The organism is 'Nostoc azollae' 0708 (genome assembly GCF_000196515.1).
GTDB classification, from domain to species: domain Bacteria; phylum Cyanobacteriota; class Cyanobacteriia; order Cyanobacteriales; family Nostocaceae; genus Trichormus_B; species Trichormus_B azollae.
In genome coordinates this window covers 3,291,391-3,309,800 of the sequence record NC_014248.1, presented here as the reverse complement: position 1 = coordinate 3,309,800, position 18,410 = coordinate 3,291,391, and the positions used below count along the sequence as shown (strand labels likewise).

Below are 18,410 nucleotides of genomic sequence, written 5' to 3'. Positions count from 1 at the left end.
TGTGTACACCGTAGCCCTCTTTGAGAGAGTGCCTATGGTATGGCCAATCTTTTTACATTTAAGCTACCCAGTGCTTTACACAATAATTCTGCCTGTTCTAAAACTGTGGAAGTTGCTCTATCACATTTATCTGGTGGATAACCATGCTTTTTCAATAATCATTTAACTGTTACTCGTAATTTAGATCTGACATTTTCTTTCACTGTCCAATCAATGGTTAAATTAGCACGAATTGCTTTTACTAAATCACCAGCGATCACTTTAAGGGTGTCATCTCCCAAAACCATCACTGCACTCTCGTTTACTTCCAAGGTATCATAAAAAGCTGTTTCATCGACCGTTAGTCCCAAGTCTTCACCCCGTCTTTGTGCCTCCGGTATAGCTTTTGCTAGTTCAAAGCCGGAATTTGGGTATTATAAAATAACTATCCTGGCAACGGCACCATGCAATCAACTAACTCTGCTTCAATTAAAGATTTCCTAGTCTCTTTTTCCCCAGATTGATTAGGACTCATTGAACCATTAGCTAATACAAACCCCCCAGAATATTGAGGGGATAAATGAGTGATAATATGTTGAACCCAGGCGTAATTGGCATTAGTAACCGCAGGGGTTCCGTAAATCCAACGTCCATCTTCTTGTAATTTGTCTCCTCCCCAACCACTCATATTAAAAGGAGAATTTGCTAATATATAATCTGCTCTTAAATCTTTGTGTAAATCACTGCGGAATGTATCACGACTCTGATGACCAATATTTCCCTCAATCCCCCGGATAGCTAAATTCATTTTGCACAGTTTCCAAGTTGTGGGATTAGATTCTTGTCCATAAATAGAAATATCCCCAACTTTTCCACCATGAGACTCAACAAATTTCTCTGACTGGACAAACATTCCCCCAGAACTGCAACAAGGATTATAAACTCGTCTTTTGTAGGATTCTAGTATTTCTACTAAGAATTGAACTACACATCTAGGAGTGTAAAATTGTCCTCCATTCTTCTTTTCCGCACTGGCAAAATGGCCTAAAAAATACTCGTAAACTCTCTACCTGAAATAGCCTTAGAGCGACTTTCAGCATCTCCTAAACCAATTGTGCTAATTAAACCTATTAATTCCGCCAGTAATCGTTTATCTAGGGAGGGTTTACCATATTCTTTGGGTAATATGCCTTTGAGAGAGGTGTTTTCTTTTTCTATGGCCTCCATCCCCTCATCAATTAACTGCCCAATCAGCGGGTTTTTAGCATTACTCTGGAAATGTAACCAGCGTGCAGCCTGGGGGACGTAAAATATATTGTCTGCTTTGTATTTGTCTCCTTCTTCTGGGTCTGCGTATTCATCCTCTGCTAATTTCTCCTAGAGTTCGTTAAAAGTATCGGAAATGTACTTGAGCAAAATCAAACCCAGGACAACGTGCTTGTATTTGGCAGCATCTAAGTGACCCCCCAACCTATTAAACTTCATACATAGTTAGTCTGCGTTAGCAGACTAAGCTGCAAGCTGCAATAATTAACCGCCTATTTCTCGTAACAAGGCTTCTACCCGGTCTATACCTTCTGGGTCATTACTACTACGATATAAATTCAGGGCTTTTCTTAAAATATTGCTGGCTTCTTGAGTTTGTCTTCGCTGCTTAAACATTGAACCCATCAACTCATAGGTGCGGGGGTTGTTCCTATTCAGGTTGATTGCTTGTTCATAAGCCCACATTGCTGATTCGTAGTCTCCCAAAGTAGTTTGGGTTACACCTAAACCTAAATAAGCATTAACGTTATTACGGTTTAGCTGGATGGCACGACGATAAGCTTCCTTAGCGCCAGGTGTGTCTCCTGTGTTACCTTTGATATAACCTACGGCGTAATAAAAATCACTGTTATTAGGGTCGATAGTGATCGCTCGGCCATAAGCAGCTAACGCCAATTGAAAATTACTTTGTTGAGCATATAAATAGCCAATCCCAGAATAAATTTTGGCATTTCTAGGATCTAATTTCCCTGCTTCCTGATAAACTGCGATCGCTCCATTATAATCCCCCGCATCTACTAGCCTCCGTCCTTCTTCCAGCAGTTCCTTTAACCGCTGATTACTGGCTTGAGCAACTAATACTTCTGCACCCACTGCTACCAAAGGAGTAGTAGTAACGAGAGATCCTAATAATAGAACAGTCACTAAAAATGATGTCTGTTTATACACAATAAATTTCCTTAAATTTTAATGAAGTTTTTGTTTGTACATTAAGACAAAAATCTTTCAATTTGAAATCGGTATTTTTTCACATTGACAAAATACTCCATTCAAATATACAAATCCGGTTTGATTACTGATAGTAGTGTCATGAACCAAATTTCCTTGTTATCGTTCAGGTATAAAGGTAATTGATCAAAACTACAGTTATTAACTGCCTTCTGTTCTCCGTTCCCCTAACTAGCAACTTACCTTATTAGGATGACAACAAAATCTAGAAAGTTCCAGGCATTGTTACCTTCTTCATCAAAAAAATGCAAAATTAGAAAATATCCAGCTATTTGCTATTTATGAGGTAATTGATACTTTTAAGTACCACCGATGTAATTCAAGGTGCTGTAATTGATTCTTATTTGGGCATAGTAACAGCAGAAGTTGTCTATGGTAGCAAATTTCCTGCGGGATTTCTTAGCCAGCATTCGTGATATTATTAGTGGACGTACTGGTAGTTATGAGCGTTTATTTGAAGAAGGACAACGAAAGGCGCTAGAAGAACTGGAAAACAGAGCGCAGTGTTTAGGAGCCGATGCTGTCATCGGGATTGACATTGAGACTGGTACAATCAACGTTGACCAACCTGGAATTTTATGACTGATTATTGCTATAGGTACAGCAGTAAAAATTCGCTAATATTTTCATCATTCTCTAATAGATAAAAAGTCTGACTTATACAATCTAATTCATAGTCAGTTCTATGATTAGATTTGATCATATTCAGATATTGAAGATAACTAAACCTAGTATCAAAATGAATTAAAATTCAATACATCATAATAAGTTGTTTATAAACTCTGAAATTAGTGTTTGATTTATGCCGTAATTTACTAGTTTAATTTAATCAGGTTTGCCCAAATTTATTCTAACTACAGACATAGTGATTAACTCTTTCCATTGATAGAGATTAAAAAGCCAAATTGGGAATTTAATTGTAAATATAAGCATTAAATATACCTGATAATCCTTACTAAAATTGCAAGGGAGCAAATAAACTATGTCATACGTAAATCGAGTAGGCGATGAAATTATTCCTGAATCTACGGTCGCTACTAGAGTAACAGAATATCGTGATCGCGTGCGTTGGGGTCCAGTTATTTCTGGTGTTTTGATGGCTTTGGCCATTCAACTAATTTTGAGTTCCTTTTTTGGAGCGCTGGGTGCAGGTAGAATAGCCGACTCTTTAGCACCAAGATCAATTGCTACAGGTATTATTAGTAATGTAGGAATTTGGTCAACTCTCGCATTATTACTTTCCCTATTTCTTGGTGGTTGGGTAACAACTCGCGCTTGTGGATCAATGCACCGAGATACAGCCCTACTTAATGGCGCAATTCTTTGGGGAACAACCCTAGCAATTAGTTCTTTTCTATTAGCAAATGGAGTCTGGGGTGCTTTTGGTGTTGCTGCTTATAATGCTGCCGAAGTAATGAATCAACTACGACTACAAGGAAGTACCATATCACCAAATTTACCTGCATTAACCACCGCACAAACTCGTGAAATAGCAGCAGCAACTTCCAGAACATTATGGTGGTTTGTCTTAGGTTCTTTATTGAGTTTAGCAACAGCATTAATGGGTGCAGTTGTGGGCGCTCGCACACCCCGGACTAATAATTACAATCATTAACCAATTTTTTTTAGATTTGAAATTTTGGATTTCGTCGTGAGTGATAAGTCGAACAATTTTGGTTTGAAAATTCAAACAATAAATTCTACGTCCCTGAATTATTTGAGAATTTGGGGATTCGATTATTACCGTAGTACGGCCGTGAATTCAAAATTCAAAATCTATATGGCATGAGCTTTTCAGAGATTTGGAAGGGTTGGTCTATTTACGCCCTACTGTACTAGTAATTAATTTTTTCCAATTACCAAGCCCTAACAGATATCATCATTATACTAAGAACGGTTTAAAAGTGTCATTCTGAACGTTCGCGGAGCGTCTCTGAAAGAGATAGTGAAGAAATCTCCGAGATACTAGAGCCTACGGCATGCTCTGGGTTCACCCAGTGTGCTGAAGGGATAAGCTGCACTACGTTACCCATGGCTTACACCACCCTGCACTATCAGTATGACATAAGTCCAAGTTTCACCCGTTTGCAGTATATTTAACCGATCATGATATGACTTTTTTTGGGCTTTATTCACGACCGCCATACTCACCTTTAATTAATTGTTGAAATCTGAAATCTTTGTTAAAATCATTAAACTCTATATCAGTTGCAGCATCTTCTCTGTAGCTAGGTTTAATTTGAATAGCTTTTTGGAGATTCTCTAAAGCTAGTGGAACTTCTCTTTGCAGTGCAAAACAAGCTGCTTTATTATAATAAGCACTAGGATAATGTGGATTAATTTCTAATGCTTTATCAAAATTTGTAATCGCTTCGTCATCTTGCCCTAATCTTACCAAAGTGTAACCGCGTTTATCCCAAATTTTGGGGGAATTGGGTTGAAATTCCAAAGCTTTATCAAAGGAAGAAATAGCATCTTCATAATTCTCCAATTCTAGCAAAGATAACCCACGATTGAACCAAGCCACACCATCATCAGGCTTAATTTGTGTAGCTTTATCAAAACAGTTGTAAGCTTCTTGATGTTTACCTAAATTACCGCAAGCTACACCAATATCACACCAAGCTTGATGATAATCAGGATTAATTTTAATGGCTTGATTGTAAGATATAATCGCATCTTTATAGCGTTTTAACCTACTCAGAGTTAAACCTCGCTTTAGCCAAATTTCTGCATCATCAGGCTTAATTTTAACGACTCGCTCATAAATCGCTAAAGCCTCATCGAAGCGTTTTTCTAAAAAAATTATTTCTGCTTCTTTGATATCATGATCAGCAGAAATTTCTAGTTGTTTTTCTTCTGGGATTGTTTGCAGTTCTGGAGTAGGTTGAGGTTTGATTTCCACTGACTCTTGTAAAATTGCATTTTTACGTTGGTGAGCATCTAAGAGGATCTTTGAAAGTTTATCAACCAATTCAGATTCTAACTTTTCTAAGTTGTCTAATTTATGTAAAATCCTCAATTCTTGTTGTTGAATATCAGATTGAATGTCTGAAAACTGAGTAGTAAATTCATTACCAGATGCTTCTAAATTATCAATAATTTCTTGTTGACGAACTTGAGCATCATTCTGTAATGCTGCAACTTCATTGATAAATTCAGATTCTAAATTTTCAAACCTCTGTAAAATCTTCAATTTCTGTTGTTCAAGATCAGACTGAATATCTGAAAACTGAGCAGTAAATTCACTAGCAGATGCTTCTAAATTACCAATTATTTCCTGTTGACGCAGTTGAGCAGTATTCTGTATTTCTGAGACTTGTTTAGAAAGTTCTAATTGTAATTTCACTAAAGTAGCAACCAGGTTATCCTTTTGGTTTTGCTCATCAATTTCTAATTCAGCAATCCGTGATTTCAACAAATTATTTAATTCTTCGAGATGAGCTATAAATACATTTTTTTTATTTTGAGTATCTAGTTGAAATTGAGATAACTGTTCACTAAAATTTGACTGGTATTTTGATAGACTTTCAAAAGTCTGTTCTTTGTGTTGTAGAGTTTCCGACTCTAACCCATGAAGTAGAGAGATGAACTGAGAACGGGATTGTTCAATATCATTAACAGCAGTATCTTTTTGATGGAAAACTTCTAAGTTCACTTGCGTAAATTTAGAAACTAAATCGGCTTGTAATTTTCTGACATTTTCAATATTTATTTTTTGCTGTTGAGCAGATAGAGTTACTTGTTCTAATTGTGTATTCAATTTAAATTCTAAATTGCTGATATTCTCTTGAGCAGATTCAACTTCACGTTCTAAGGCTGTTAAAAATTCTTGTTTTGATTTTGGTAAGTCTGATAAAAGAATAGATAAATTTTCTTCTTCACCTTGAATTGCTTGCTTGAGTCTATTAACTTCCTGTGCTAATTCTTGAGTAAGATATTGTGATGTTTGAATCAAGTTTCCTGCATCTTGATTAACAGTCAGTAGTTGAGTTTGCAATTTGTCTATTCCTTCTATTTGTTGCATTGATCGCTCGATAATCTCCTGAATGATGGCTTTTCTTAAAAACCATACTGTAGCGATTAAAACTACTGGAAATAAACTTAAAATAGTTAACCAGATATTTAGTAGTGTATTGGTGCGAGTAAAAGCACGCTCAAAATCTGACTGTACTTGCTTTTGAATGCGGTTTTCTGTTCGCAGTCTGGTTAGTTCTTCCCGTTCCTGATTTGATATTACCTGAGCAGTAGCTGATAGTTCGAGTTTTCCACTGAGAAAACTAGTACATATCAAGAGGGGTGACAATAAAATGGCGCTTCTTAAAGTTAATTTTGAGAATATGGGTTTTTTGCTGTTCATTAAACCTTCCCTATCCGTTGGTTAGTATTTCCAGCGGTATGTGTCTATGCAATCTATGATATATGATGGATGTAAGGTTACTGGATCTTAGGGTGGTTATTTGATCTTAGCAGATTTATGATGGGTGATCGCTCTATCAATAACCTTGTAAGAGTGTTTCATAAAGGTATAAAAATCGTGATTATAGCTGGCTGACAAATGTTTGAGGTTTCAGTATTGTTATACTCCCAAAAGGATGAAGAGTAAGTAAATCAGAGATTATCATTTAGCTGGTTTCGCCGCAATGCAAGAGTCGACACAGAAGTATCAACAAGGACGTTCATATTGTTTGTCATTGTTGCTTGTAGTTATAATCTTCCTCAGTTAATAGTACCAAAAACTTCCAATACCTTAACTTGTTTGCGACGTTGGATTTACTCATGTAAACCAGTTTCTGTCAATAATGAAGTGGCTGTTCGATAGTTACTCAAAGCTAAGGCTTCTTAAGACAGATTCGTGTTAATTTCAATCTTAGTTACCATATAATATTTTTTTTCTTTTGTCAGTGGGGTATGACAAAATCTTTAATAAATATTAATATTAATATTATTGTGATTTAATTTTATCACAATCCCAGGATATAGATTTTTACTTCTCAAAGAAGTCGGGGATATAGTTATTCAAAATATGAGCTTCAATACTTAAATCATCCCCGAATCACCATAGAATAATTAGCGTGGTATCTTGAAGATTGAGGAAAATTCAATGACATTATTACACGATCAAGTTGCAATTGTCACAGGTGCATCAAGAGGAATCGGACGTGCGATCACTCTCCAACTAGCCTCTCAAGGCGCAAAAGTCGTTATTAACTATGCTAATTCTAGTGCTGCAGCAGACCAACTAGTAGCAAAAATTACAGCAAAGGGAGGCGATGCGATCACCCTCCAAGCAGACGTTTCTCAATCAGATCAAGTAGATACATTGATAAACACAACCTTAGAAAAGTTTAAACGCATTGATATCCTAGTCAACAATGCAGGGATTACCCGTGACACCCTGTTATTAAGAATGAAACTGGAAGAATGGCAAGCAGTAATAGATTTAAATTTAACAGGTGTATTCTTATGTACAAAAGCTGTTAGTAAAACTATGCTTAGACAACGTTCAGGACGAATTATCAATATATCCTCCGTTGCTGGGCAAATGGGTAACCCTGGACAAGCCAACTACAGTGCCGCTAAAGCAGGTGTAATTGGGTTTACCAAAACCGTCGCCAAAGAACTAGCCAGCCGTGGTATTACTGTAAACGCAGTTGCCCCTGGTTTTATCACCACTGACATGACCAGTAATATCGCAGCCGAAGGCATTCTGCAATACATCCCTTTAGGGCGTTTTGGTGAACCAGAAGATATTGCTGGTATGGTGAGCTTTCTAGCAGCTGATCCCGCCGCAGCTTACATCACTGGACAAGTTTTTAATGTCGATGGTGGCATGGTAATGTAATTTCTAATTATTAATAATGCCTCCGGTTCCCATGAGGGATATGTAATTTGTAATTCGTAATTAAGGAACTTCCAATTAAATGTGAGTTTGGAAAAATACAAGTTTTACCCAAAGAATGCTTTCATCAATATATAATATATGATTTGCATTTGAATTAGTAATTTGTATGATTAATTACGAATTACGCATTATTAATTAGGGCTTGCTGATAGCCTAGCATGGCGTTAAGCTCTATAAAGAGAAAACCTCTATAGATCAAGAGTTTCAGGGCTTGAAAAGGTGAAGAAGGTGCAAGGAATAAGTCTTGGAACCATCAAAGAACAATCAATTTCCCAGATTTGAGACTATTCTTACCTCCTTCTAATTCTCCCTCCTTACTCCTGACTCCTAGGCCTTACGAAAAGACTTTCTCAGCAAACCCTAATTACGAATTACTATGGATTCTCTGCCAGATACTAAAACCCAAAAGCAAAATAATAGTGGTGGCAGAAGCTAGCATCACAGATGAAGTCATACCTTGTATTCTCATTGCCAGCAAATTAAAAAACAAGGTGATTGACCACAGAGTAAAAGCTGCATGACGTTGGGAGAAACCCCAAGCCAGCAAACGGTGGTGTAGATGGTCTTTACCGGGTGTACTCAGGGGATTTTTTCCTGCTAAGATTCGCCGGACAAACACCTGAGTGGTGTCTAATACCGGCAACATCAGAAATAAAATCGTCGGGACAAGAGCATAAACAGTATTTTGTTGAAGTTTTCCTAATATGCTAGTTGCTGCTAGTACATAGCCAAAAAAGTATGCTCCAGCATCACCCATGATGATGCGTGAAGGGTGAAAATTGTGTCTTAAAAAGCCGAGTGCTGCACCTCCCAAAGCGGCTAAAACTAGGGTTGCTGCTGCCCGATTGTCAAACTGAGCAGAAACCCCTAACAAACTCATGGCAGTAATAAAACTAATCCCGCCAGCTAAACCATCCATCCCATCCATCAAGTTAATGGCATTGGTAATACCTACTACCCACAATACTGTCAATGCCATTGACAATAGTGAGTCGATAGGTGTACCAAACGTGACTTTGATACTAATGCCATTAGCCACCAACAACAGGGCTGTGATCATCTGCGCCCACAAACGCACAGAAGGAGGTAAGCCAAATTGGTCATCAATAAAGCCAACTAGGACTAATATCGAACCTCCCAAAAGTACAGTTAACACCTGAGCTAATACGCCTTGGAGTTCAATGGGTCGTAAAAGACTGGCTAATACTAAAGCGGCAATAACACCGGCATAGATAGCCAAACCTCCGGCATTAGGTAAGGGTTCTCGGTTAAGTCGTCGAGCGTTCGGTTGGTCAGCCCAACCTACCCGCAAGGCAAATTTACGGATGGCGGGAATCAAACGCCAAGTTACAAGCCAAGCCAAAATAAAAGTAAATACTACCGCCAACCAGCCGGTGCCGCTAGGGTTAGCAATACCAAGGGATCTAAGGGAGTTGTCTAAATTCATCTCCCGATTCAACCATTACTGCTAGTATCCAAAATGAGCATCAACTGTAATATTAATCAATTTTTTATGACAATTTGTAAAATTGAATAGCTGAAACTCTTAGCACTCTTTACCTGTGAGTGCTAAATTATCTAATGGAAGCGTTAGAAAAATTAAACATGGCGAAAATTATTGCATTTGATGAAGAATCTCGGCGGGCTTTAGAAAAGGGTATTAACGCTCTGTCCAACGCAGTGAAAATCACCTTGGGGCCAAAAGGTCGTAACGTCCTGTTAGAAAAAAAATTTGGTATCCCTCAAATTGTCAACGATGGTATCACCGTCGCCAAGGAGATTGAATTAGAAGATCCTTTAGAAAATATTGGCGCAAGATTGATCCAAGAAGTGGTATCCAAAACTAAGGATGTGGCTGGAGATGGTACTACAACTGCGACAGTTTTAGCACAAGCCTTGGTACGAGAAGGACTCAAAAACGTAGCGGCAGGTACAAACCCCATTGCATTAAAGCGGGGTATAGATAAAACGGTTGAGGCACTGATAGCTGAAATTGCCCAAGTAGCCAAGCCAGTAGAAGGTAGTGCTATCGCTCAAGTAGCTACTGTTTCCGCTGGTAACGATGAAGAAGTCGGCAATATGCTGGCACAAGCAATGGAAAAAGTCACCAAAGATGGTGTGATCACCGTTGAAGAATCCAAATCCCTGACCACCGAATTAGAAGTAGTCGAAGGGATGCAGATTGACCGGGGTTACATTTCTCCCTATTTCATCACCAATAACGACCGGATGACGGTGGAATTTGAAAACGCCCGCATCCTAATTACAGACAAAAAAATCACCGCCATTCAGGATTTAGTACCTGTACTGGAAAAAGTTGCCCCTTTAGGTCAGCCTTTGTTAATTATTGCTGAAGATTTAGAAGGTGATGCTTTAGCAACCTTAGTACTTAACAAAGCACGGGGCGTTTTAGCCGTTGCAGCCATTAAAGCCCCTGGTTTTGGCGAACGTCGCAAAGCCTTATTACAAGATATTGCCATTCTCACCGATGGCCAGATGATTTCTGAAGAAATCGGCTTGAGCTTGGATACAGCTACTGTGGAAATGTTGGGTACAGCCCGGAAAGTCACCATTGACAAAGAAAGTACCACCATTGTCTCTGGCACTTCTACCAAACTAGAAGTACAGAAGCGAATCGCCCAAATTCGCAAACAGTTGCAAGAAACAGATTCCGACTACGATTCTCAAAAACTCCAAGAACGCATTGCCAAACTGGCTGGTGGTGTAGCAGTAATTAAAGTGGGAGCAGCTACAGAAACCGAACTCAAAGACCGTAAACTGCGCATTGAAGATGCTCTCAACGCTACCAAAGCGGCAGTAGAAGAAGGTATTGTTCCTGGTGGTGGTACAACCTTAATTCACCTGGCTACAAAAATAGATGCAATTAAAAATAGCCTCAACGCTGAAGAAAAAATTGGCGCTGAGATTGTGCAAAGAGCATTAGAAGAACCTTTAAAGCAAATTGCAGACAATGCTGGTGCTGAAGGTTCCGTCATTGTTTGTAGAGTTAAAGAAACCGATATTAACATCGGTTACAACGCTGCTACTGGAGAATTCGAAGACTTAATCGCCGCAGGTATTATCGACCCTGCTAAAGTTGTCCGTTCTGCATTACAAAACGCCGCTTCTATCGCGGGTATGGTTTTAACCACCGAAGCGATCGTTGTTGAAAAGCCTGAAAAGAAAGCTGCTGCTCCTGACCCTGGTATGAGTGGTATGGGTGGTATGGGTGGTATGAGTGGTATGGGTGGTATGGGTGGTATGGGTGGTATGGGTGGTATGGGTGGTATGGGTGGTATGGGTATGTTCTAATCACCCTTGTCCCAAATAAATAAAGTGTAATTCTTTCTACAGTTTGTCTTGACAAAAAGGCAAACTTTTTTTATACAAGCAACAGGGAAGAGAGGACGTAAACTAAGGTTAGTGCCGTGATCATATATCAGACACCAACTACCAACTGCTCACCGCTAACTACTATAGGTAAAATTTGATGATTAAAAAAATTCGCCGTCTTCCTAAAAATATAAGTAAGCTCACGTCCATACAGGACTATTATCATCAACAAGGAACTGTTCCAGGGACAATAATTATTGATGAAAATGCTGTACAGCCAAATATTATTTTGATTGATTACAACCAAGCTGAATTGATTCGTGTACAAATAAATAACCCAGAAGATTGTACTAATTATTTAGATACTGAATCAGTTTCCTGGGTGGATGTTCAAGGTTTAGGGAATAGAGATATCTTAGAAAGATTGGGGCAGGTTTTTGATTTACATTGTCTGGTATTAGAAGATATGGTAAATATGGCAGAGCGTCCCAAAATTGAGGACTATGGAGACCAATTACTGATTATTGCTCGCATGGTAATACCAAAAGAAAGAAGCTATGGTTTTCACAGTGAGCAAGTAAATTTAGTATTGGGCAAACATTATTTACTGACAGTTCAAGAAGAACCGGAATATGATTGTTTTGACGGAGTAAGAACGCGAATTAAAAAGAACAAAGGTATAATTCGTAAACAAGGATCAGACTATTTAGCGTATTCTCTATTAGATGCGATTATTGATGGTTTTTTTCCAGTGCTAGAACTCTATGGAGAACGCATTGAAGAATTAGAGGAAGAAGTAATTGTTAAGCCTACGCCGCAAACATTACAACAAATTTACAAAATCAGGAGAGAATTATTACAATTACGTCGAGCAATTTGGCCTCAAAGGAATACAATTAATTCTTTGATTAGAGATAGTAGTGAAATAATTAGTGATGATGTACGCATCTATCTACGAGACTGTTATGATCATACTGTACAAGTCATGGATATGGTAGAAACTTACCGAGAATTGGCATCTGGATTAATGGATGTATATCTTTCAGCAGTTAGCAATAAAATGAATGAAATCATGAAATTACTAACTGTGGTTTCATCAATTTTTATTCCTCTAACCTTTGTAGCTGGAATATATGGGATGAATTTTAATACTGAAAAATCACCATATAATATGCCAGAATTAAATTGGTATTGGGGATATCCATTATGTCTGGGATTGATGGCAGTAATCTCTGCTGGGTTAATAATATTTTTCTGGCAGAAGGGTTGGCTTTCTAATTCATTTAAAATTAAGTGAAAATCAAGTCTCAAAACCATATAGGGAGTTTATTACCAGTTCTATGGTACTACAAAGTAGCGATCAAAATCTAATTATTTTGACAGTTTATATTCTAGGAATATATTACACAGTCAATCGGATGATTGAATCTATCGACGACATGGTGATGCTAAATTTCCAAAAAAGTGCTGTTGATGAACAATTGAAAGAACAAAATATTGAAAATAAAGTAGGGATTTCCTGTGGTACAGGCACATATTGTTTGGAAGAATTGAAAGACAATTTGAAAGAAGTGTCAATTACTATTGATAATAAATCAGAAAGTTTAGCGGTATATGTGGACTGGGATAATAGTTCTTGGGTTGTTGAACATACCAAAAAATCCCGTAGAGTGATCCGCAAATCTCCAGACCTCAGCCGTGATTTAGCAATACCGCAAGTTCCAACTATTATTGCTCCTAAAAAAACAATTTGTGAAAATGTTACCGCAGAAGATGTTTTAAAAAGGGACAAAGACACAGGAACATATCAACCAGGAGAACCTTTAATTGATATTGTTGGTATGAAGAATAATAAAAGTCTAAAGGGTTTGTACAAAGATTTTATGGATGGTAAAAAGAAAGTAGAATTTTCTTTTCAATTGGTGCTGAGAATATCTGAATTACGTGTTGGTTTAGCTCCGGGTGTAAATGTTCCTCCAATATCAATTATCAATTGTCCGTTTACTATTGAGAAATTACACTGGACTTATGCTTTACCTTGGAATAAGAAAAAGTGATGGGGACTGGGGACTGGGGAAAAATGACCAATTACCTGATAACTGAACAACACAGAAGGGGCTATCAAGGCTTAAACTGGATCTAGGGGAGAGTAGGCGCAGGCAGTTGCAGATCAGTTATTAAGACTGGTTTGAGGAAAGTCCGGGCTCCCGAAAGACCAGACTTGCTGGATAACGTCCAGTGCGAGTGATCGTGAGGATAGTGCCACAGAAAGATACCGCCAAAACAATTCAAAATTAAAAATTAAAAATTTTGAATTGAATGGTAAGGGTGCAAAGGTGCGGTAAGAGCGCACCAGCAGTATCGAGAGGTGCTGGCTCGGTAAACCCCGGTTGGGAGCAAGGACAGAGGAACTATGGTTGGTCTTTTACCAGTTCTGTTAAACAAGAGCCGCTAGAGGCGTTTGGTGACAAGCGTCCCAGATAGATAACTGCCCTCGCAAGAGAACAGAACCCGGCTTATGTCCTGCTCTCTCTTTTGATGAACTATGGATGTTTGATTTTTCCATAGTTCGTTTTTTATCGGTGGTGAGTTTAAGTTTTTTGGGAAGATGCGATCACTCTATAGTACTTAACTATAGGTATAAACCGAAGATTTTCATGCAATTTACAAAGATTCAATTGTTAAAAGGCGTGCAAAAACTATAATGGTAAACAAACCAAAAAATAAAACGAATTTTAAGTTTATGGACTTGATAAAAAAATACAGAATATCAAAACACGGCGAATAGAAGAGCTTTATCAGGCAAAATTGAAGAAAGTAAAATTGCGAAAGTAGTTAGTTGTAGATCTTGAAAAAATAGGTGAGCCAGAGGGTATTATAAAATCTATCTATGAGTGAATCTATGTGTTGAGATAGCCTAATCTTCCTCACGATTCTACACTTTTAGAAAAGCGAGCTACTGCCAAAATGGATATGGCGAAAAAATGTATAAATACAGCACGAGACTACAAAAGCAAGCCAGAAATAAAGGCATGGGCATGGGAAATGTGCGGAGAATTGTTGGAAGAAGCAGAAAGAGATTTCAATGTAGCGTTAGAAAATGCTGAAAATCCCAATGGAATTTTTTTTATTGAGAAGAATATTAATTTCTTAAATGATTTGAAACAGACTTCCGGAAAACCATCAAATAGATAAGATACTTTGTATTTATGCTTTATATTTAATGCTAAGTTAAGAGTTATTAGCCCTTTTTCCCACACTTACCTAATGTCCCGCGTTTATCCTCGCCGTCAACGGCAACTTGAAAATTTAGTCCAAAAGTTAGGTTTGTCACCAGATAGTCCCATAAAGTGGCCTTTACTTGATTTGGCACTAACTCACGCCACTGTTTCTGAGTCGGCAAATTATGAACAACTGGAGTTTGTTGGTGATGCGGTAGTGCGGCTGGTGGCTGCTGTGGTTTTATGGGAACATTACCCATATTGTTCAGTAGGGGATTTTGCGGCTATTCGTTCGGTGTTGGTGAGCGATCGCATTCTCTCCCAACTCGCAAGAGAATATGGTTTAGAATTATACTTACTAGTCGCTGGTAGTGCTACTGCTGATCACGTTGGTCAAGAGTCACGTCTAGCAGATGCCTTTGAAGCGGTTCTGGGGGCGCTTTATCTTAGCACTCATAATTTAGAATTGATACGTCCTTGGTTAGATCCCCACTTTCAAGAACTAACAAAAGAAATTCGCCTTGATCCGGCTAGACTCAATTATAAAGCGGCTTTACAAGAATGGACTCAGGCACAATTTAAAATTTTACCAGAGTATCGAGTTATGGAAGTTAATCAACCTCACCGTACTCATGAGCGTTTTATGGCTGAGGTTTGGTTGCATAAAAAAATGTTAGGACAAGGTAAGGGACGCTCGATAAAAGCGGCTGAACAGGCTGCTGCTAAAGTAGCTTATTTGGCAGTTACTGAAGAAGTCTAGGGGTGTGGGGGTATAAGGGTGTAGGGGAAGAATAATCTCTTGCCCAATGCCTAATGACTAATAACCAATAACTAATGACCAATGACTAAAATTAAACTTGCAGTTATGGGGGTTGGACGATGGGGAGTACATTTGTTCCGGAATTTTCTCGCACACCCCCAGGTAAGTGTAGTGGCTGTAGTAGACCCACATAAAGAAAGATTCACAAAAATCAAACGACAATTTGATTTAGATGAAAATGTATTATTAACAACGGAATGGGAGTATGTAAAACAGATTGCGGGACTCACAGCCGTGGCGATTGCAACTCCAGCTACTACTCACTATGCCTTAATTAAAGATGCTCTCCACCAGGGATATCATGTTTTAGCAGAAAAACCTCTGACTATTGACCCAGAAGAATGTCGGGAACTTTGCCAAATAGCAGAGTATCAGCAATTAATACTGATGGTTGACCACACTTATTTATTTCACCCAGCAGTGGAAAAAGGTCAAACAGTCGTTCAATCGGGTCAGTTAGGTCATTTACGTTATGGTTATGCTACCCGTACTCATTTGGGACCTGTTCGCCAAGATGTTGATGCACTATGGGATTTAGCAATTCATGATATTGCTATCTTCAACACTTGGTTAGGTAAGTTACCTATAAAAGTACAAGCAACTGGCACAGCTTGGTTACAAGGAAATAGGGAAGTGGGGGAAAACACCATGAGCACATTACCTGCAACCCAAGGTTTAGCTGATTTACTTTGGTTGACACTGACTTATCCAGATAATCTTCAAGCTTATGTTCACCTGTGCTGGCTGAATCCTGATAAACAGCGTCGGTTAGGGATTGTGGGTAGTCAAGGTAGTTTGATTTTTGATGAAATGTCAGCTTCTTCACCGTTAACTTTGATACATGGTGAAGTTACCAAAGAGGGAAATTCATTTATACCTGTCAATCAACGTCAAGAAGTGGTGGAAATTGAAAAAGCTGAACCTCTGGGAAAAGTGTGCGATCACTTTGTTTCTTCTGTTATTCAGAATACACCTTCACTGATTTCCTCTGGTTCGGTAGGAAGAGAGTTAGTAGTAATTCTCCGTGCTTTAACCACATCACTCAATCAAAAAGGAAAATCTATCAAAATCAGTAATGGTTGATAATCACCCATTTGGCTTTTTTGACGTAAGCATTCAGCCATTAGCAGTCAGCCTTTTCAGGCTAACGCAAAAATACTTATTTGATCATTAACCAATTTCTCAGCCAACATTAATCCATCTCCTGGGCTCACGTGCCGGTTCAACTGTGAAACTTCCTGGAGGTGAAATAGGGTATGCTAACCAGTACATTGTGGAAGGTATACCTCTAACTTGGGGTGAAGCGATCAAAGATTGTACTCGCATTCCCAATAGTAGTCTGCCAAGGCAATTTTGCTGGGTTAAATGCTCGGATATCAACGCTGCATTTTTTTACGTGTATCCTTGGTTTTAAAACCCCAATAAACACTGGGTTTTTGTTGATTACGCTGTGACTCCCAAGTAGCAATTTCAGAAGATAATATTCCTACATTAGGAATACGTCGTTCTAAGCATTGGCGAGATAACACTGATAATTCAATTTCTACTTGATTCAACCAGGAAGCGTGTTTAGGAGTATAGTGAAACTCTAATTTCCGAATAATGCGGCCTGCTTCTTGTGGAGAGAAAACTTCATATAAAACACTTGGAGTATGAATGTTTAGGTTATCAACAAGTAAAGGTATCACATCAGCTTGGGGTTAATAAACATCTACTAAATCTTTTAATTGTTTAGCGAAATCAGCTTTTGTCCGACTTTGTGTAACTTCAATATGCCTCCACCCGGCTATTAGTTCAAAAAACCCAAATAAATTTACAACACCATTGCATTTATACTCACAATCATAACCTTCAGGCTGATATGGTTCTGGTGGCAAAGGAAGTCTTACTTCTTCTACTAATTGATATGGGCGTTCATCTAGGCAGAGTGTAGGTTTTTTCGGATTATATGGCTCATTGTACAAATCCAAAACATCTTCCATTCTGAACACATACTCTGGGTTAACTTCGGGAATACACCACTGTTCTTTTAACCACAGTTTAATTTCATTTTTTTTAGAGTTTGGCGTATTGTTTCGTCTGAAATGCAATCTATGATACCAACCTTCACTAAATGCTCCGCTAATAATTGCATTGTCCAACGCACTCTTCCTTCTGGCGGATTAGAACAAGCAGTCGCAATCAAAAATGCTTCTTGTTTTTCATCTAATTTTTTGGGTTTTGGTGGATTTTCCCCATCCTTTAAAGCAAACTCTAATCCACCAATCACAAACTTTTCTCTTGTCCTTTCCACCTTGGCAACATGAACTCGAACTGCGGCAGCGCCGTTTCCTTTTCTCCCTCAGATACCATTCAAAGAATGTTTGCACGGTTTATACTTCTTGCTTTGTGCTTTCCTTTTTTGAGGATTGCTTGCAGTTGTAAAACTTCCTCTTCGCTTAAATCTACAACATACTTTTTTGCCATGGTCAACCCCTTTTTTGACTATTTTATCAATTATAGGGGCTTACCCAGCAACATTGCCTTGGTTGACTACTAGTTCTGAATATGTAGCAAATACAATTAAACTAGCAAAAGTTTCGTGAGGAGTAAGAGAAAAGTTTGATTCACCAATTAGAATCACTTCTGGTTACCGTCCACCGCAGGTAAATAAGAGTGTTAGTGGCGTTAGTAACAGCCAACACATTTACTTTCACGCCCTGGATATGCAGCCCCTGAATGAAGATTTTGGCAAACTTTCGGAAGTGTTAAAAGCTTCTCTATTTACAGGTTTGGGAGATGCTGTATTCATGGGGCGCAATAAAGCATTTTTTCATGGAGATACTAGACCTAGTGGCAGAATTATTTTCCCTTATCAATAGCTCAAAGCTCGAATTAA

General features: G+C 38.4%; 12 protein-coding genes, 1 other RNA gene and 5 pseudogenes. 11 read left to right on the top strand and 7 right to left on the bottom strand.

Annotation, left to right across the window (positions count from 1 at the left end; translation table 11 throughout):
- Positions 1-32 precede the first annotated feature (32 nt).
- The 4 genes and pseudogenes from AAZO_RS30730 to AAZO_RS15295 all read right to left on the bottom strand — a co-directional run.
- Positions 33-383: pseudogene (locus tag AAZO_RS30730) on the bottom strand (type I restriction enzyme endonuclease domain-containing protein); the annotation flags it as partial.
- Between the two features lie 41 nt (positions 384-424).
- Positions 425-982: pseudogene (locus tag AAZO_RS38610) on the bottom strand (N-6 DNA methylase); the annotation flags it as partial.
- Positions 983-1,023: 41 nt separating this feature from the next.
- A pseudogene (locus tag AAZO_RS44625) lies at positions 1,024-1,464 on the bottom strand (type I restriction-modification system subunit M N-terminal domain-containing protein).
- 45 nt (positions 1,465-1,509) lie between these two features.
- A complete protein-coding gene (locus AAZO_RS15295) occupies positions 1,510-2,193 on the bottom strand; it encodes a tetratricopeptide repeat protein (RefSeq protein WP_013191939.1) in 684 nt (227 codons plus the stop codon).
- Positions 2,194-2,546: 353 nt separating this feature from the next.
- On the opposite strand from AAZO_RS15295, the pseudogene AAZO_RS15290 reads away from it, so the two are divergent.
- Positions 2,547-2,835: pseudogene (locus tag AAZO_RS15290) on the top strand (YbjQ family protein).
- Between the two features lie 400 nt (positions 2,836-3,235).
- The gene (locus AAZO_RS15285) at positions 3,236-3,868 is read left to right on the top strand and encodes a hypothetical protein (RefSeq protein WP_013191938.1); all 633 of its coding nucleotides are present in this window, start codon (positions 3,236-3,238) and stop codon (positions 3,866-3,868) included.
- Between the two features lie 513 nt (positions 3,869-4,381).
- Here AAZO_RS15285 and AAZO_RS15280 read toward each other — a convergent pair.
- Positions 4,382-6,613, bottom strand: a complete 2,232-nt coding sequence (locus AAZO_RS15280; protein WP_013191936.1) for a tetratricopeptide repeat protein — start codon at positions 6,611-6,613, stop codon at positions 4,382-4,384.
- A 744-nt stretch (positions 6,614-7,357) separates the two neighbouring features.
- Between AAZO_RS15280 and fabG the strand changes: the two genes are divergently transcribed.
- Positions 7,358-8,098, top strand: coding sequence for a 3-oxoacyl-[acyl-carrier-protein] reductase (fabG, locus tag AAZO_RS15275; protein WP_013191935.1), 741 nt, complete (start codon positions 7,358-7,360; stop codon positions 8,096-8,098).
- A gap of 424 nt (positions 8,099-8,522) precedes the next feature.
- Here the strand turns inward: fabG and AAZO_RS15270 are convergent, their stop codons facing one another.
- A complete protein-coding gene (locus tag AAZO_RS15270) occupies positions 8,523-9,605 on the bottom strand; it encodes an MraY family glycosyltransferase (protein ID WP_013191934.1) in 1,083 nt (360 codons plus the stop codon).
- Positions 9,606-9,763: 158 nt separating this feature from the next.
- On the opposite strand from AAZO_RS15270, the gene groL reads away from it, so the two are divergent.
- The 7 genes from groL (at position 9,764) to AAZO_RS15240 (ending at position 16,615) form a co-directional block, all read left to right on the top strand.
- Entirely contained in the window at positions 9,764-11,470 is a 1,707-nt protein-coding gene (groL, locus tag AAZO_RS15265) for a chaperonin GroEL (protein ID WP_041643235.1), read from the top strand.
- A gap of 178 nt (positions 11,471-11,648) precedes the next feature.
- Positions 11,649-12,788, top strand: coding sequence for a magnesium/cobalt transporter CorA (gene corA, locus AAZO_RS15260; RefSeq protein WP_013191932.1), 1,140 nt, complete (start codon positions 11,649-11,651; stop codon positions 12,786-12,788).
- A 43-nt stretch (positions 12,789-12,831) separates the two neighbouring features.
- The gene (locus tag AAZO_RS15255; RefSeq protein ID WP_013191931.1) at positions 12,832-13,548 is read left to right on the top strand and encodes a hypothetical protein; all 717 of its coding nucleotides are present in this window, start codon (positions 12,832-12,834) and stop codon (positions 13,546-13,548) included.
- An 89-nt stretch (positions 13,549-13,637) separates the two neighbouring features.
- An RNA gene (rnpB, locus tag AAZO_RS27965) (RNase P RNA component class A) lies at positions 13,638-14,025 on the top strand.
- A gap of 433 nt (positions 14,026-14,458) precedes the next feature.
- On the top strand, positions 14,459-14,686 hold the full coding sequence (locus tag AAZO_RS15250; RefSeq protein WP_013191930.1) for a hypothetical protein: 228 nt from the start codon (positions 14,459-14,461) through the stop codon (positions 14,684-14,686).
- Between the two features lie 72 nt (positions 14,687-14,758).
- On the top strand, positions 14,759-15,472 hold the full coding sequence (rnc, locus tag AAZO_RS15245; protein ID WP_013191929.1) for a ribonuclease III: 714 nt from the start codon (positions 14,759-14,761) through the stop codon (positions 15,470-15,472).
- A gap of 81 nt (positions 15,473-15,553) precedes the next feature.
- The gene (locus AAZO_RS15240; protein WP_013191928.1) at positions 15,554-16,615 is read left to right on the top strand and encodes a Gfo/Idh/MocA family protein; all 1,062 of its coding nucleotides are present in this window, start codon (positions 15,554-15,556) and stop codon (positions 16,613-16,615) included.
- A gap of 293 nt (positions 16,616-16,908) precedes the next feature.
- Here AAZO_RS15240 and AAZO_RS44620 read toward each other — a convergent pair.
- A pseudogene (locus tag AAZO_RS44620) lies at positions 16,909-17,998 on the bottom strand (IS630 family transposase).
- Positions 17,999-18,144: 146 nt separating this feature from the next.
- Between AAZO_RS44620 and AAZO_RS38585 the strand changes: the two are divergent.
- Positions 18,145-18,393 carry a D-Ala-D-Ala carboxypeptidase family metallohydrolase gene (locus AAZO_RS38585; protein ID WP_228371722.1) on the top strand — a complete coding sequence of 83 codons (249 nt, stop codon included), beginning with the start codon at positions 18,145-18,147 and terminating at the stop codon, positions 18,391-18,393.
- The last annotated feature ends 17 nt before the right edge of the window (positions 18,394-18,410 follow it).